This window comes from Pseudomonas huaxiensis (genome assembly GCF_003231275.1).
Lineage (GTDB): Bacteria > Pseudomonadota > Gammaproteobacteria > Pseudomonadales > Pseudomonadaceae > Aquipseudomonas > Aquipseudomonas huaxiensis.
This window is the reverse complement of sequence record NZ_QKVL01000021.1, coordinates 1-16,433: the sequence shown is the minus strand read 5'-3', so window position 1 is coordinate 16,433 and position 16,433 is coordinate 1. Positions and strand designations below refer to the sequence as shown.

Here is a 16,433-nt window from a genome sequence, read left to right as displayed (position 1 = left end):
TTGTTTAGGCTTGTACTGGCGCCGGAACAGGAATGCCCCGCCAGCGCATCACGGATAGCCCGCATAGTTAAGGAAGCCTCATGCGCTGTCAACCACACCAAGAAGCGTCGGTTTACATCTGTACAAATAACAACCAGCCCTGTTTGTTGTGCGACGAAGCGTCAGAGCAGCCGCACCCGATTTGTGTGCCCTGTGAAAGCGAACTGCCCTGGCTCGATGAACACTGCCGGATCTGCGCCCTGCCGCTGCCGATGCGCGGCCTCCTGTGCGGCCAGTGCGCGCGGCGGCGTCCGGCGTTCCAGCAAGTCGAAGCGCCCTGGCATTACGGCTTTCCCGTGGATGCGCTGATCACCCGCTTCAAGCACCAGCGCCAATGGCCGCTGGGCCGGCTGCTGGCGCAGATGCTCGGCAACTGGCTCAGCCATCGCTTCGACGAAGACCTGCCGCGTCCGGATCTGCTGTTGCCAGTGCCCATGGCTACCCGGCGCCTGCGCCAGCGCGGCTACAACCAGGCGCAGATGCTCGCTGAATGGATCAGCGGGCAACTGAAGATTCCCTGCAACGCACAATTGCTGGAGCGCTTGCGGGACACCCCGGCGCAACAGGACCTGAACGCCCGCGCACGCAAGCGCAACCTCACTGGCGCCTTCGCCCTCGCGGCCAGCGAGAACATCCTGGGCCGCCATCTGGCGCTGGTCGACGACGTCCTGACCACCGGTGCCACAGCCCAGGCACTGGCGCGCCTGCTGCGCGATGCCGGGGCGAAACGGGTCGATGTCTACTGCCTGACGCGTACCCCGCGACCCGGCGACGCTTGACTTGCAGCAGGCAGGCGGGCACTTTCCTGCCGATCATCGTCAGCTTTCGTACCCATCCTATGCCCTTGCCCGCGCCCCTGACCCAGCACATCGTCCGCCGTCCGCAACGTATCGGCCTGTTGCAGCACATTGATGAGCAAGGCTCGATCACCCGTGCCGCAAAAGCCGCCGGCATGAGCTACAAGGCCGCGTGGGACGCCATCGACGAACTGAACAACCTCGCCGCCCGCCCGTTGGTGGAACGCAGCACCGGTGGTCGCGGCGGCGGCGGCGCCCGCCTGTCGGATGAAGGACGCCGGGTACTGCGCCTCTACCAACGCCTGCAGATCCTGCAAGCGCAGATCCTCGAAGAAGCCGAGGACAGCAGCGACCTCGACCTGCTCGGTCGCCTGATGCTGCGCACCAGCGCGCGCAACCAGTTGCATGGCCGGGTCAGCGCGATCCATCCGCAAGGGCGCAACGACACCATCGAACTGACCCTCGCCGGCGGCCTGCGCATCGAAGCGCAGATCACCCATGACAGCACCCATCGCCTGGAACTGGAGATCGGCACCGCAGTGGTCGCGCTGATCAAGGCTGGCTGGCTGGAACTGGCCACCCTCGACGAACCGGTGCCCGCAGGCAGCAACAGCCTGAACGCGGAAATCGAAGAGTTGCTCGACGATCCACAGGGCCCCAGTGAGCTGCGCCTGACCCTGAGCAGCGGGCAGATTCTCTGCGCGTTCGCCGAGCCGGAATGGCTGCGGACCCACGACCTTGGCGTCGGAAACGTCGTACAGGTTCGCTTCCTTCCGACCTACGTTCTTCTCGGAACACCGGTCTAAAATTCGCCATATAACTGTCATAACGGCTGATTAAGGTGACTGCCTAAACCGCAGGAAGCCTGTCATGAACCTATTAGAAGAAAATCAACTGACCGACCTTGAGCAACTGGTCGGTCTCAGCCGTCGCCGCTTCATCGGCGCCGGTGCCTTGTGTGGTGCAGCGTTGTTTCTCGGTGGCAACCTCCTCAGCCGCAGCGTGCTGGCCGACAGCGTCAGCGCTGCCAGCAGCAGCCTGCTCGGCTTCGCCGGCATTCCCGCTTCCACCGCCGATGGCATCAGCCTGCCGCCAGGCTACAAAGCCTCGGTGCTGATCAGTTGGGGCCAGCCGTTGAACGCCGCTGCGCCGGCCTTTGACCCGTCCGGCAAGGGCACGGCCAAGGCCCAGGAAATCCAGTTCGGCGACAACAACGACGGCATGAGCCTGTTCCCCTTCCCCGGCGATGAAAACCGGGCGCTGATGGCGATCAACAACGAATACACCAACTACCGCTACCTGTTCGACCACGGTGGCCAGCCCGCCAACGCCGAAGACGTGCACAAGGCCCAGGCTGCCGAAGGCGTCTCGGTGATCGAAGTGCGGCGCAAGGACGGCCAGTGGCAGTTCGTCCAGGACTCGCACTACAACCGTCGCATCCACGGCAATACGCCAATCCGCCTGAGCGGCCCGGCTGCCGGTGATGCCTGGCTGCGCACCGCCGCCGACAACAGCGCAACCAAGGTGCTCGGCACCTTCCAGAACTGCGCCAACGGCAAGACGCCGTGGGGCACCTATCTGACCTGCGAAGAAAACTTCACCGATTGCTTCGGCAGCAGCGACCCACAGCAGGCGTTCGATGCTGCGCAAAAACGCTACGGCGCCTCGGTGACGGGCAAGGAAGTCGGCTGGCATCAGCACGACCCGCGCTTCGACCTGGCGAAGAACCCCAACGAACTGAACCGCCACGGCTGGGTGGTGGAGATCGACCCGTTCGATCCGAAGTCCACGCCGATCAAACGCACCGCCCTGGGCCGCTTCAAGCACGAAAACGCCGCCCTCGGCGAAACCCGCGATGGCCGCGCGGTGGTGTACATGGGCGACGACGAACGGGGCGAGTTCATCTACAAGTTCATCAGCCGCGACCGCATCGACCACAAGAACCCCACCGCCAACCGCAACCTGCTCGACCACGGCACCCTGTACGTGGCGCGCTTCGATGAAGGCGACGGCAATCCGGGACACCCGAAAGGCAAGGGCCAGTGGCTGGAGCTGAGCCACGGCAAGAACGGCCTCAATGCCGCTGCGGGCTTTGCCAACCAGGCGCAGGTGCTGATCCATGCACGCCTGGCCGCCAGCCTGCTCAAGGCCACGCGCATGGACCGTCCCGAGTGGATCGTGGTCAGCCCCAAGGACGGCCAGGTCTATTGCACCCTGACCAACAACGTCAAACGTGGCGAAGAAGGCCAGCCGGTGGGTGGGCCCAACCCGCGCGAGAAGAACGTCTACGGACAGATCCTGCGCTGGCGCGAAACGACTGACGACCACGCCTCGATGACATTCGACTGGGACCTGTTCGTGGTCGCCGGCAATCCCGAGGTTCATCCGGGTGCGGCCAAGGGCGGCTCGACCAACGTCACCGCGCAGAACATGTTCAACAGCCCCGACGGGCTGGGTTTCGATGCGGATGGCCGGCTGTGGATCCTCACGGATGGCGACTACAGCAACGCCGGAGATTTCGCAGGTATGGGCAACAACCAGATGCTCTGCGCCGACCCGACGACTGGCGAGATCCGTCGTTTCATGGTCGGCCCGGTTGCTTGTGAAGTGACTGGCATCGCCTTCGCGCCGGACCAGAAGACCTTGTTCGTCGGCATCCAGCACCCGGGTGAAACCGGCGGCTCGACCTTCCCCGAGCACTTGCCGAACGGCAAACCGCGCTCATCAGTGATGGCGATTGTCCGCGAGGATGGCGGGGTGATCGGCGCCTGAACCCGCCACAAAAAATCCCTGTGGGAGCTGGCTTGCCAGCGATGAGGTCCGACCTGACAACAGCGTTGCTCGGTCAACCGCAATCGCTGGCAAGCCAGCTCCCACAGTGGTTCAGTGCAGCCATGCGCCCACAAGGTTTTGCCCCCTGAGTTACCATGCCGAATCGATGCGGCCGCTCACCTGCCGCACAGCCGGAGTCGCGCATGTCTCATCCCTTCAATACCCTCACTCCCGATCTGGTCCTGGATGCCATCGAAAGCCAGGACCTGCTCAGCGACGCCCGGGTGCTGGCGCTGAACAGCTATGAGAACCGCGTCTATCAGGTCGGCATCGAAGACGCCGAGCCGGTGATCGCCAAGTTCTACCGGCCTGACCGCTGGACCGACGCCGCAATTCTTGAAGAACATGCCTTCACCGCCGAACTGGCCGATTGCGAAGTGCCGGTCGTCGCGCCGCTGGAGCACAACGGCAAGACCCTGTTCGAGCACGCCGGCTTCCGCTTCGCGCTGTTCCCGCGCCGTGGTGGCCGGGCGCCGGAGCCGGGCAACCTGGATCAGCTCTACCGCCTCGGCCAGTTGCTCGGTCGCCTGCACGCGGTGGGCGCCACCCGTCCATTCGCCCACCGGGAACACCTTGCAGTGGATAACTTCGGCCACGCCTCGCTGGCCACCCTGCTCGACGGCGGATTCGTGCCGAAGAGCCTGCTGCCGGCCTTCGAATCCGTAGCCCGCGATCTGCTCAAGCGCATCGAGGCCATCTACGCCCGCACCCCGCACAAGCTCACCCGCCTGCACGGCGACTGCCACCCCGGCAACATGATGTGCCGCGACGACGTATTCCATATCGTCGACCTCGATGACTGCCGCATGGGCCCGGCCGTGCAAGACCTGTGGATGATGCTGGCCGGCAACCGCGAAGAACGCCTGGGCCAGTTGGCCGAGCTGATGGACGGCTACAACGAATTCCACGACTTCGACCCGCGTGAACTGGCCCTGATCGAGCCACTGCGCGGCCTGCGCCTGTTGCACTACAGCGCCTGGCTGGCGCGGCGCTGGGACGACCCGGCGTTCCCGCGCAGCTTCCCCTGGTTCGGCCAGGAGCGTTACTGGGGCGACCAAATTCTCGCCCTTCGCGAACAATGCGCCGCGCTGGACGAAGCGCCGCTGAAATTGTTCTAAATGTGTCTAGCGCTCTGTCTACAATGGCGGCGTATTTAGCTAGCTAAGCAAGGAACCTGCATGACTGCCGCAAACCCGCGCCGCGGGTACATCCTGGGCCTTACCGCCTACATCATCTGGGGCTTGTTCCCGCTCTACTTCAAAGCGCTGCAAAGCGTTCCGTCACTGGAAATCATCGTCCACCGGGCGCTCTGGTCGGCGCTGTTCGGCTCCTTGCTGCTGCTGGTCTGGAAGCATCCGGGCTGGTGGCGCGAGCTGCGCGAGAATCCGCGGCGCCTGGCGGTGCTGGCGGTCAGCGGCGTGCTGATCGCGGCCAACTGGCTGACCTACGTCTGGTCGGTGAACAACGGGCGCATGCTCGAAGCCAGCCTCGGCTACTACATCAATCCGCTGGTGAACGTGCTGCTGGGGATGCTGTTGCTTGGCGAGCGACTGCGGCGCTTGCAATGGGTCGCGGTGGGCCTTGCGGCGCTGGGCGTGGCGCAGCAGGTCTGGCAGGTGGGCAGCCTGCCCTGGGTGTCACTGGCGCTGGCGCTGACCTTCGGCTTCTACGGGCTGATCCGCAAACAGGCGCCGGTCGCCGCCCTGCCCGGCCTGGTCGTGGAAACCTGGATGCTGGTGCCGCTGGCCCTCGGCTGGCTAGTGCTGCACCCGGACGCACACAGCGCCCAACCGGCGTTCTACATGAGCAGCGAAGCGCTGTGGCTGATGGCGGCCGGCCCGGTAACGCTGGTCCCGCTGGTGTGTTTCAACGCCGCCGCGCGGCACCTGCCGTACACCACACTGGGCTTCCTGCAATACCTCGCGCCAACCCTGGTGCTGCTACAGGCGGTGCTGTTGTTCGATGAACATCTGTCCAGCAGCACGCTGGTGGCGTTCATGTTTATCTGGGCCGGTCTGGCGCTCTACAGCGTCGATGCCTGGATGAGTTTGCGCCGCCGCGCCTGATCAAAAAACGTACAAACCTCCGGAGGCCACGCCGTTCGTGGCCTCCAGCAACCTCTCCCAAGGTTATCCACACCCTCATCCCCGTGCTTTGTGCACAAGCCCCTGAATTCTGGTGATTTTTTGCTCAAACGCCGGAAAGCCACGGTCCGTATGGCCTGGCGCCGTGACTCCCCAGCTTATCCACAGGCGGGTCCCCGATAAAACGGGATAAGTGAAACAGCAGAGAATTGGGGATAACTACTCTTCCGGGCGCAGTTCCAGATCCACCATCAGGTCGTCGGCGAGCGCTTCGAGGCGCGACTGCAAGTCATCCAGCGACAGGGTCAGGGGCACGGCAAGCAATGCATCGGCGTGAAACAGCGGCTCGCTGCTCATCGGCGCCGGCCGTACATCCGTGCTCAAGCGCTCGACGTTGACGCCCTGCTCGGCCAGCAGGCGGGTGATGTCGCGGACGATACCGGGACGGTCGTTGCCCACCAGGGTCATGGCAATGGGCTTCCAGGTACAGGACGGCTCGATGCCGCTTTCGGCGATCAACACGCGAATGCCGCGCTCGCCCAAGGCTTGCAAAGCATCGACCAGTTCTTCGTGGGATTCGGCCGGCACCGCCACCCGCAGGATCCCGGCGAACTGCCCGGCCATCCGTGACATGCGGCTTTCCAGCCAATTGCCATTATGCTCGGCGATGCATTGAGCGATACGCTCCACCTGGCCGGCCTTGTCGGCGGCGATGACAGTGAGTACAAGATGATTCACGCGGACGACCCTCTGCTGGAAAACCCGTGGAAACGCCCATTGGCAACGGCGCGCCGAGAAAGTATAGGCAAGGCGCGGCAACCTGCCGCAGGCCCTTCGAAAATCAAATCGTGTACTGTTTTAAGATTTATCTGGAACAATCCACACAAATTTTGCGAACATACGCTTTCCCAGCGTGACCCCATGCGACCAAACGGTCGCAGAACGACGTATTTAGTCTAATTTTCACAAGCGCAGCGCATCATGTAGTATGCCGCAGCGCGGACTACAAAACGTTCCGATCCGATGTCTGCCAAGCGCCTGTGAAAATGCGCAACCGCCCGCCAGCCCGTCTGGAAGGCCGCATCCAGTCGCCCGCAAGGGCATGTCCTGGTGCCGTGTTTAGAGAAGCGCGTAAGGCATAAATAGAAAAGCGTAATAGCTGAGCAGAGTGAGGCAAGCAATGACTGAACACGTTCAAGTCGGTGGCCTTCAGGTCGCCAAAGTCCTGTTCGACTTCGTGAATAACGAAGCCATTCCCGGAACCGGCGTCAGCGCCGAGAAGTTCTGGGCAGGTGCGGAAAAGATCATCCACGACCTCGCTCCAAAGAACAAAGCCCTGCTGAGCAAACGCGACACCCTGCAAGCGCAGATCGATGCCTGGCACCAGGCGCGCAAAGGCCAGGCCCACGACGCCGTGGCTTACAAAGCATTCCTTCAGGAAATTGGTTATCTGCTGCCAGAAGCATCGGATTTCCAGCTCTCCACCCAGAACGTGGACGACGAAATCGCCCGCATGGCCGGCCCGCAACTGGTCGTCCCGGTGATGAACGCCCGCTTCGCCCTGAACGCCTCCAACGCTCGCTGGGGCTCGCTGTATGACGCGCTCTACGGCACCGACGTAATCAGCGAAGCCGATGGCGCGGAAAAAGGCAAAGGCTACAACAAGGTTCGCGGCGACAAGGTCATCGCCTTCGCCCGCGCCTTCCTCGACGAGTCCGCGCCACTGGCTGCCGGCTCCCATGTCGACGCTACCCGCTACAGCATCGACGGCGGCAAGCTGATCGTCGCCCTCAAAGGCGGCAGCAACAGCGGCCTGCGTGACGACGCGCAACTGATCGGCTTCCAGGGCCAGGCTTCCGAGCCAACCGGCATCCTGCTCAAGCACAACGGCCTGCACTTCGAAATCCAGATCGACCCAACCACTCCAGTCGGCCAGACCGACGCCGCCGGTGTGAAGGACGTCCTGATCGAAGCCGCACTGACCACCATCATGGACTGCGAAGACTCCGTGGCCGCCGTCGATGCCGACGACAAGGTCGTGGTCTACCGCAACTGGCTCGGCCTGATGAAGGGCGACCTGTCGGAAAGCGTGAGCAAGGGTGGCCAGACCTTCACCCGCACCATGAACCCGGACCGCGAATACACCGCGCCCAATGGTGGCACCGTCACCCTGCATGGCCGTTCGCTGCTGTTCGTGCGTAACGTCGGTCACCTGATGACCATCGACGCGATCCTCGACAAGGACGGTAACGAAGTGCCGGAAGGCATCCTCGACGGCCTGGTCACCAACCTCGCGGCGATCCACAACCTCAACGGCAGCGCCAGCCGCAAGAACAGCCGCACCGGCTCGGTCTACATCGTCAAACCGAAGATGCACGGCCCGGAAGAAGCGGCGTTCACCAACGAGCTGTTCGGCCGCATCGAAGACATGCTGGGCCTGCCGCACAACACCCTGAAAGTCGGGATCATGGACGAGGAGCGCCGCACCACGGTCAACCTCAAGGCCTGTATCAAGGCTGCCAGCGAGCGCGTGGTGTTCATCAACACCGGCTTCCTCGACCGTACCGGTGACGAAATCCACACCTCGATGGAAGCCGGCGCCATGGTGCGCAAGGGCGCCATGAAGACCCAGAAGTGGATCGGCGCCTACGAGAACTCCAACGTCGATATCGGCCTGGCCGCTGGCCTTCAAGGTCGCGCACAGATCGGCAAAGGCATGTGGGCCATGCCGGACCTGATGGCCGACATGCTCGAGCAGAAGATCGCTCATCCGCTGGCCGGTGCCAACACCGCCTGGGTGCCGTCGCCGACTGCCGCCGCACTGCACGTGCTGCACTACCACAAGGTCGATGTGTTCGCCCGTCAGGCTGAACTGGCCAAGCGTGCACCGGCTTCGGTCGATGACATCCTGACCATCCCGCTGGCGCCGGACACCAACTGGTCGGCGGACGAAATCCGCAACGAACTGGACAACAACGCCCAGGGCATCCTCGGCTACGTGGTTCGCTGGATCGACCAGGGTGTAGGTTGCTCGAAAGTGCCGGACATCAACGATGTCGGCCTGATGGAAGACCGCGCCACCCTGCGTATCTCCGCGCAGTTGCTGGCCAACTGGCTGCGTCATGGCGTGGTGAGCGAAGCGCAGGTGCTGGAAAGCCTCAAGCGCATGGCGCCGGTGGTGGACAAGCAGAACGCCAACGACCCGCTGTACCGCCCGCTGGCGCCGGACTTCGACAACAACATCGCCTTCCAGGCGGCTGTCGAGCTGGTCGTTGAAGGCACCAAGCAGCCGAACGGCTACACCGAGCCGGTGCTGCATCGTCGTCGTCGTGAGTATAAGGCGCGTAACGGCCTGTAATTTGCGTCGGTAAGATCTGGGGCCGCTTGCGGCCCATCGCTGGCAAGCCAGCTCCCACGGGTTCGGTGAAATGTCTGTGGGAGCTGGCTTGCCAGCGATGGGCTGCAAAGCGGCCCCAGCTCATTCCTGAATCCCCAACTCACTGCGCACCAACTCCATCAACTTATCCACATCAATCGGCTTGAGCAGAAAATCCACCACGCTCAAATGCATCGCCGTAATCACATCCTGAACCTCCGCATCGCCAGAAATGATGATGATCGGCAGCGCCGCCCGCTCCGACTCGCGCACCTTGCGAATCAGCTCCAGGCCATCAAACGGCCCCATCCGCAAATCCGTGATCAACAAACCAATGCGCCGGTCGCTCGCAATGACCTGCAGCGCATCGTCAGCCGCCGTCAACGTCACACACTCGACACCGTGAAACGCGAGGATCTCGGCCAGCAGCGCGCGGGCGTCATCGTCGTCGTCGTCGACGATCAGCACTTTCTGCGGGCTGGGCGGCGGCGCCGTAAGCTCCGCCAACGCCGCACGCTCGGCGTCGCTCAGTAAATCATCGTGATCGGGCATGGGTGTCTCATCGTCGGTGACCTGCAAAATGTCCCGTAAACCAAGTTCAGACCGCATTCGCGGTGCGTGCAACCTGTATTTCGTCGAGCATCAGCCCCTTAGACTTACGTCCAATGGGCACCGGGTAACCCGCAGCCGACCATGAAGGCAATAACAACAAAACGGTTTCCCTGGACGAAACCCTGGAACGGTCACGCCGATGAGCAAAATGGACGCTTTCACCCAAGCCGGGAAAACTGCAGTCATGCAGAACATCCAGGGCACCATGCAGTTCCTGCAACGCTTCCCGCCGTTCAATCAGATGGAAAATGCCCATCTGGCCTATCTGGTCGAGCAGTGCCAACTGCGTTTCTACGCAGCCGGCGACAGCATCATCAAGCCCGCCGACGGCCCGGTCGAGCATTTTTATATCGTCAAGCAGGGCCGCGTGGTCGGCGAACGCACCCATGTGGTCAAGGGCGACACTGAAACCACCTTCGAAATCGCGCGCGGCGAATGCTTCCCGCTGGCTGCCCTGTTGGGTGAGCGCGCCACCCGTACCGAGCACGTGGCCGGCGAGGACACCTTCTGCCTGCAACTGAACAAGGCAGCGTTCATCCGCCTGTTCGCCCTCTCCGAGGTATTCCGCGATTTCGCTCTGCGCGGGGTCAGCAGCCTGCTCGACCAGGTCAACCAGCAGGTGCAGCGCCGCGCGGTGGAAACCCTCGGCAACCAGTATTCGCTGAACACCCGCCTCGGCGAACTCGCCATGCGCCACCCGGTGGCCTGTACGCCGCAGACCAGCCTGCGCGAAGCCGTGCGGCTGATGGATGAAACCCAGGTCGGCAGCATCGTGATCATCGATGACGCACGCTTCCCGGTTGGCATCTTCACCCTGCGCGACCTGCGCCAGGTCGTGGCCCGGGCCGAGACCGACTTCGACTCGGCGGTGTCCGGCCACATGACCGTCTCGCCGTTCTACCTCACGCCCCAGGCCAGCGCTTTCGACGCCGCCATCGCCATGACCGAGCGGCATATCGCCCACGTCTGCCTGGTGGAAGACCGCCGCCTGTGCGGCGTAGTTTCCGAGCGCGACCTGTTTTCCCTGCAACGGGTCGATCTGGTCCACCTGGCCCGCACCATCCGCAGCGCCCCGCGCCTGGAAAGCCTGGTGGCCATGCGCGGCGAAATCGGCCAGCTTGTCGAGCGCATGCTGGCCCACGGCGCGTCCTCGACCCAGATCACCCACATCATCACCCTGCTCAACGACCACACCGTGTGCCGGGTGATCGAACTGGCGATCGAGGAAAAGGGCGACCCGGGCGTACCGTTCACCTGGCTCTGCTTCGGCAGCGAAGGCCGCCGCGAACAGACCCTGCACACCGACCAGGACAACGGCATCCTGTTCGACGCCCGCGACGCGGCCGAAGCCGCGGAGATTCGCGGGCGCCTGTTGCCGCTGGCGCAACACATCAACCAGGGCCTGGCGCAATGCGGCTTCAGCCTGTGCAAAGGCAACATCATGGCCGGCAACCCCGAGCTGTGCCTGTCGCGGGCCGAATGGGCGCGGCGCTTCTCCGCCTTCATCCGTGAGGCGACCCCGGAAAACCTGCTGGCATCGAGCATCTATTTCGACCTGCGGGTGGTCTGGGGCAATGACGACAGTTGTGAACAACTGCGCCAGAGCGTCCTCGATCAGGTCGCCGACAATCGCCTGTTCCAGCGCATGATGGCGGACAACGCGCTGCGCCAGAAACCGCCTGTGGGGCGCTTCCGCGAGTTCGTCCTGACCCGCAGCGGCAACGACAAGGCCGCCACCCTCGATCTCAAGGTCCAGGGCCTGACGCCCTTCGTCGACGGCGCGCGCTTGCTGGCCCTGGCCAACGGCATCAGCGCCAACAACACCCTGGAGCGCCTGCGCCAACTGGTGGAAAAGGAAGTCATCGACCCGCTGGACGGCGGCGCCTTCGAAGAGGCCTACCATTTCATCCAGCAGACCCGCATGCAGCAGCACCAGTTGCAGACCCGGCAGAACCTGCCCTACTCCAACCGCGTCGACCCGGACAGCCTCAACGACCTGGACCGGCGCATCCTGCGTGAATCGCTGCGTCAGGCCCAGCGCCTGCAAAGCAGTCTGGCCCTGCGTTACCAATTGTGAGTTCCCAGCTATGAGTTTGTTTGCCTGGCTGCGTCCCAGCCAACCCACCCTCGACGACGTGCAGCGCCAGCGCCTGGCCGGGCTGGGTACGCCGCCGGTGCTTGGCGAGACGCCGCTGGGCAAGCAGCGCTGGGTGGTGCTGGACCTGGAAACCAGCGGCCTGAACGTCAACCGCGATCAGGTGCTGTCCATCGGCGCCGTGGTGATCGAAGACGGCGCCATCGATTTCAGCCAGCAGTTCGAACGCACCCTGCACCGCCACGACCACAAACTCGCCCCCAGCGTGCTGATCCACGGCCTGGCGCCCAGCGCCATCGCCGCCGGCTGCGACCCGGTGGAAGCGCTGCTGGACCTGATGGACTTCATCGGCGACAGCCCGCTGCTGGCCTTCCACGCCGGTTTCGACCAGCGCATGCTCAGCCGCGCGCTCAAGGACAGCCTCGGCTACAAGCTCGTGCACCCGTTCATGGACGTGGCGGAACTGGCGCCGCTGCTCAACCCGGATGTGGTGATGCGCGACGCCGGCCTGGACGACTGGGTGGCGCACTTCAAGCTGCTGGTCGAGGAACGTCATAACGCCAGCGCCGACGCCCAGGTCACCGCAGAACTGGCGCTGATTCTGTTCAGTCAGGCCCGGCGCCAGCAACTGGACAGCCCGAAAGCTCTGGAGCAACGTCTCCAGGGCTGGCGGCGCAAGCGCCAGCAAAGCCACGGGATGTAATCGCTGCTCCCCGACCGCGCTGAATCCGATGAGCGTTAATTGCACACTGCCACTGGCTCTGACACAATCGCGAATAATTCTCGTTAGTTAACGCATTCTTTTTCCCGGGGAACGCCTTGTCGTCCGTGCCTAGCCCTCACCACGAGCTGGTCGGTGCGCTGTACCGCGACCACCGCAGTTGGCTGCTCGCCTGGTTGCGCCGCAACCTTGCCAGCGCAGAGCGCGCCGAAGACCTGAGTCAGGACACTTTCGTGCGCCTGCTCGGTCGCGACGCATTGCCGGCGCCGCGCCAGCCGCGGGCGTTCCTCATGGCCGTGGCCAAGGGCCTGCTGTTCGACCATTTCCGTCGTTCGGCGCTGGAGCAGGCGTATCTGGAAGAACTGCTGCTGGTGCCCGAGGCCGAGCAACCGTCTCCCGAAGCATTGCTGCTGATCCTCGAAGACCTCAAGGCCATTGACCGCCTGCTCGGCAAACTGTCGAGCAAGGCCCGCGCCGCGTTCCTGTACAACCGCCTGGACGGCATGAACCATGCCGAGATCGCCGAAAAGCTCGGCGTTTCCGTGCCGCGAGTGCGTCAGTACCTGGCCCAGGGCATGCGCCAGTGCTACATCGCGCTGTACGGCGAACCGACATGAGCGCGTTTAACGCCAGACCGGTATCGGCCGGTGTGCTCGATGCCGCCATTGCCTGGCAACTCTGCCTGGATGCCGGCAGCGGCAACGCCCAGGAACGCGCCGACTTCGAGCGCTGGCATGCCGCCAGCGAAGAACACGCCCGCGCCTGGCTGCAACTGGGCATGCTCGACCAGCGCTTCGCCGCCGCGGCAGGCCCGGCGCGCAAGGCCCTGATGCAATCCCGGGTCAGCCTGCGCCAGCGCGTGCGCAAGCTCGGCAGCGGGCTGGCCAGCCTGTTGCTGGTGGGTGGTTTGCTCAGTTGGGTCAATGCTCATCAGACGCTGGGTTACTGGCTCGCCGACCAGCGTACCGCCACGGGCGAGCAACGCAGCCTGCGCCTGGACGACGGCACGCTGATCAGCCTGAACACCCATTCGGCGGTGGACATCCGCTTTACCGAGAACGAACGTCTGATCGTGCTGCACGACGGCGAGATTTCCATCGAGACCGGGCACAAAGCCAACGACACCCGTCCGTTCGTCGTCGCCACCGATGATGGCCGCATGCGGGCGTTGGGCACGCGCTTCCTGGTTCGCCTGGAAGGCGATGGCACGCGCCTGAGCGTGTTGCAGTCGGCCGTGGCCGCCAAACCGCAGGACAGCGGCGACGAGCAGATCGTGCATGAAGGCCAGGAAGTGTTGATGAGCCACGACCAGTTGGGTCGCATCAACACCCTCAAGCCCGGCGCCGACGCCTGGACCCGCGGCATGCTGGTGGTCGACAACGTGCGACTGGCGGACCTGCTGGGCGAGCTGGGGCGTTATCGCGCCGGTTACCTGGGCGTTGCACCCGAAGTCGCCGATTTGCGCATCACCGGCAGCTTCCCGCTGCATGACACCGATCTGGCGCTGAAATCGCTGTTGCCGACCCTGCCGGTGCAGGTACAGCAACGGACGCCTTGGTGGGTAACGGTGATGGCGCGCGGCGACAAGTAAACGCGTCCTCATTGCTGGCAAGCCAGCTCCCACAGGGTCGGCATCCACCGTACCTGTGGGAGCTGGCTTGTCGGGGCGCCGAACCGCAGCGATTGAGGCCCCGAAATCTAAATCAAAAATATTTTCATCCAGCCCTATCACTTTTCAATTCTCGCTCGGCAAGGAGGCTAGTTAGCACATATCCCGTCGAGGACCCGCATGACCCGCTCAATCGAAAGCTTCCTGCGTCCAAGTCTGCTGGCCGTGGCCATTGCCATCGCCGCACCGTTGGCCAGCACCCCGCTGATCGCCGCCGAACAGGCCGGCAACCTGCGCAGCTACAACCTGCCGGCCGCGCCACTGGCCACCACCCTGAACCAGATCGCCAGCCAGGCCGGCATCGCCCTGACCCTGGACCCGGCGCTGGCCAGCGGCCGCACCTCGGCCCCGGTCAAAGGCCAGTACGACGCCGTCGGCGCGCTGCAACAGGCCCTGCGCGGCAGCGGCCTGCAACTGCAACAGAGCAGTGCCGGGACTTACAGCCTGGTAGCCGTGGAAGAAAACGCAATCGCCCTGCCCAACACCGATATCAACGCCAAGGTCGCCAGCGCTGACGGCAGCGCCGCCGCCGGCTATCGCGCAGAAACCGTCAAGAACGTCGGCGCCCTCGGCGCCATGAAGCTACAAGACACGCCGTACTCCATGAGCGTGGTGTCCCAGGAATTCCTCAAGAACACCCAGACCACCAGCCTCGACGACGTGTTCAAGCGCAACCCCGCGACCCAGCTCTACGGGCCACGCTCCGCCGGTTATGCCAGCGCCGTCGCGATCCGCGGCTTCAGCGGCTCCGGCAACATGAACATCGCCAACGACGGCCTGCGCTTCAGCAACGGCGCCGATGCCGGCAACTTCATCGAAGACACCGAGCAACTGGAAATCATCACTGGCCTGACCGGCTTCCTGTATGGCCCGGGCACGCCCGGCGGCCTGGTCAACTACGTGCTCAAGCGCCCGACCTACGAGCGCTACAACAGCGTCACTCTCGGCAACGCCGGCGGCGAAAACTACTACATGCATGGCGACTTCGGCGGCAAGATCGACGACACCGGCGTGTTCGCCTATCGCCTGAACGTGCTGACCCAGGACGGCGAGACCGCCATCGACCTGCAAAAGCACCGTCGCCAGATGATCAGCGCGGCACTGGACTGGAACGTCAACGACGACCTGCAGATCCAGTTCGATGCGTCCCATCGCAAGAATCAGGTGCGCGGTCTGAGCAGCTATTGGTACGTCGCACCGGGCATCGAGCGACCTGATGCCTCGTCGCTGAAAAACGACAAGCTGTACAGCCAGAAATGGTCGTTCTCCGACAACGAAACCGACAAGGCCGGCGTGCGCGCCAACTGGCGCCTGAACGACACCTTCACCGTGCGTGCGGCCTTTGCGGCCCAGCAGTACACCGATGAGTTCACCTACACCGGTCCGACGCTGACCAGCGCCACCACCTACAGCCAGCCGATCTACGCCTTTGCCCCGATCGAAAGCGAAGAAAAATCCGGCTCGCTGTTCCTCGACGCCGCCTTCGCCACCGGCCCGCTGGATCACAAACTGACCGTGGGCTACCAGGGCAACACCACCCGGGTGAAGCAGTACGAAGATCACATCCCGTACCCGAGCTGGCAGTACAAGTCGCCTGTAGGTGACATTCCGCTGAGCGAGCAGCCGCAAGTGACCAAGCCTGGCTGGTCCATCGGTCATGGCGACCAGCGTCTGGCCAACAGCGCGGAAACCAACAACTTCCTGCTCGGCGACATCATCACCTTCAACGAGCAGTGGTCGACCATCCTTGGCGTGACCCAGACCCAAATCAAGAGTTACACCAACGAGTTCGTCTATGCCAAGGCCTTCGGCACACCGGAGACCGAGACCAAGTACAACAAGAGCAAGACGTCGCCAAACATCTCGCTTATCTACAAGCCAGTGCCTTGGCTGACCACCTACGCCACCTACATCGAAGGCCTGCAGGCCGGCGGCGTAGCACCAAGCGATGCGATCAACGCCGGTCAGGCGCTGGCCCCGCAGATCAGCGAACAGTATGAAATCGGCGCGAAGGCGACCGTGGGCGACACCCTGCTCACCCTGGCCTTCTTCAATATCGACAAGCCGAACAACTACAAGAACAGCGCCGGGCTCTACACCCAGGACGGTCGCCAGGAAAACAACGGCCTGGAGTTCAGCGTGACCGGCAAAGTGATGCCTGAGCTGACCGTGGTCGGCGGTATCACGCTGCTGGATCCACAGGTCAAG

At 63.6% G+C, this 16,433-nt stretch carries 13 protein-coding genes; 11 read left to right on the top strand and 2 right to left on the bottom strand.

Going from position 1 to position 16,433, the window contains the following annotated elements; translation table 11 throughout:
* Window positions 1–80 precede the first annotated feature (80 nt).
* The 5 genes from DM374_RS20255 to rarD all read left to right on the top strand — a co-directional run bounded on the left by DM374_RS20255 (window position 81) and on the right by rarD (window position 5,734).
* The gene (locus DM374_RS20255; RefSeq protein ID WP_110971501.1) at window positions 81–818 is read left to right on the top strand and encodes a ComF family protein; all 738 of its coding nucleotides are present in this window, start codon (window positions 81–83) and stop codon (window positions 816–818) included.
* 59 nt (window positions 819–877) lie between these two features.
* Entirely contained in the window at window positions 878–1,642 is a 765-nt protein-coding gene (locus DM374_RS20250) for a TOBE domain-containing protein (RefSeq protein ID WP_110971563.1), read from the top strand.
* Window positions 1,643–1,706: 64 nt separating this feature from the next.
* Window positions 1,707–3,608: a PhoX family protein gene (locus DM374_RS20245; protein WP_110971500.1), complete on the top strand. Its 1,902-nt coding sequence runs from the start codon at window positions 1,707–1,709 to the stop codon at window positions 3,606–3,608.
* A gap of 203 nt (window positions 3,609–3,811) precedes the next feature.
* On the top strand, window positions 3,812–4,786 hold the full coding sequence (locus tag DM374_RS20240) for a serine/threonine protein kinase (RefSeq protein WP_110971499.1): 975 nt from the start codon (window positions 3,812–3,814) through the stop codon (window positions 4,784–4,786).
* A gap of 60 nt (window positions 4,787–4,846) precedes the next feature.
* A complete protein-coding gene (rarD, locus tag DM374_RS20235; RefSeq protein WP_110971498.1) occupies window positions 4,847–5,734 on the top strand; it encodes an EamA family transporter RarD in 888 nt (295 codons plus the stop codon).
* A gap of 237 nt (window positions 5,735–5,971) precedes the next feature.
* On the opposite strand, the gene DM374_RS20230 is transcribed toward rarD, so the two are convergent.
* On the bottom strand, window positions 5,972–6,490 hold the full coding sequence (locus DM374_RS20230) for a glycine cleavage system protein R (protein ID WP_110971497.1): 519 nt from the start codon (window positions 6,488–6,490) through the stop codon (window positions 5,972–5,974).
* A gap of 442 nt (window positions 6,491–6,932) precedes the next feature.
* On the opposite strand from DM374_RS20230, the gene DM374_RS20225 reads away from it, so the two are divergent.
* Window positions 6,933–9,110: a malate synthase G gene (locus DM374_RS20225; RefSeq protein WP_110971496.1), complete on the top strand. Its 2,178-nt coding sequence runs from the start codon at window positions 6,933–6,935 to the stop codon at window positions 9,108–9,110.
* 120 nt (window positions 9,111–9,230) lie between these two features.
* Here DM374_RS20225 and DM374_RS20220 read toward each other — a convergent pair whose 3' ends face one another.
* Window positions 9,231–9,680, bottom strand: a complete 450-nt coding sequence (locus DM374_RS20220) for a response regulator (RefSeq protein WP_110971495.1) — start codon at window positions 9,678–9,680, stop codon at window positions 9,231–9,233.
* A 199-nt stretch (window positions 9,681–9,879) separates the two neighbouring features.
* Between DM374_RS20220 and DM374_RS20215 the strand changes: the two genes are divergently transcribed.
* From DM374_RS20215 to DM374_RS20195, 5 genes are all read left to right on the top strand, one after another.
* Window positions 9,880–11,817, top strand: coding sequence for a DUF294 nucleotidyltransferase-like domain-containing protein (locus DM374_RS20215; RefSeq protein WP_110971494.1), 1,938 nt, complete (start codon window positions 9,880–9,882; stop codon window positions 11,815–11,817).
* Window positions 11,818–11,827: 10 nt separating this feature from the next.
* The gene (locus tag DM374_RS20210; protein ID WP_110971493.1) at window positions 11,828–12,538 is read left to right on the top strand and encodes a 3'-5' exonuclease; all 711 of its coding nucleotides are present in this window, start codon (window positions 11,828–11,830) and stop codon (window positions 12,536–12,538) included.
* 116 nt (window positions 12,539–12,654) lie between these two features.
* Window positions 12,655–13,173, top strand: coding sequence for an RNA polymerase sigma factor (locus tag DM374_RS20205; protein ID WP_110971492.1), 519 nt, complete (start codon window positions 12,655–12,657; stop codon window positions 13,171–13,173).
* Window positions 13,170–14,147 (top strand): FecR domain-containing protein, encoded by a 978-nt coding sequence (locus DM374_RS20200; RefSeq protein ID WP_110971491.1) that lies wholly within the window; start codon window positions 13,170–13,172, stop codon window positions 14,145–14,147. Before DM374_RS20205 ends, DM374_RS20200 begins: the two co-directional genes overlap by 4 nt.
* 198 nt (window positions 14,148–14,345) lie before the next feature.
* Window positions 14,346–16,433: TonB-dependent receptor (locus tag DM374_RS20195; protein WP_110971490.1), on the top strand; the 2,088-nt coding region annotated here is incomplete at its 3' end.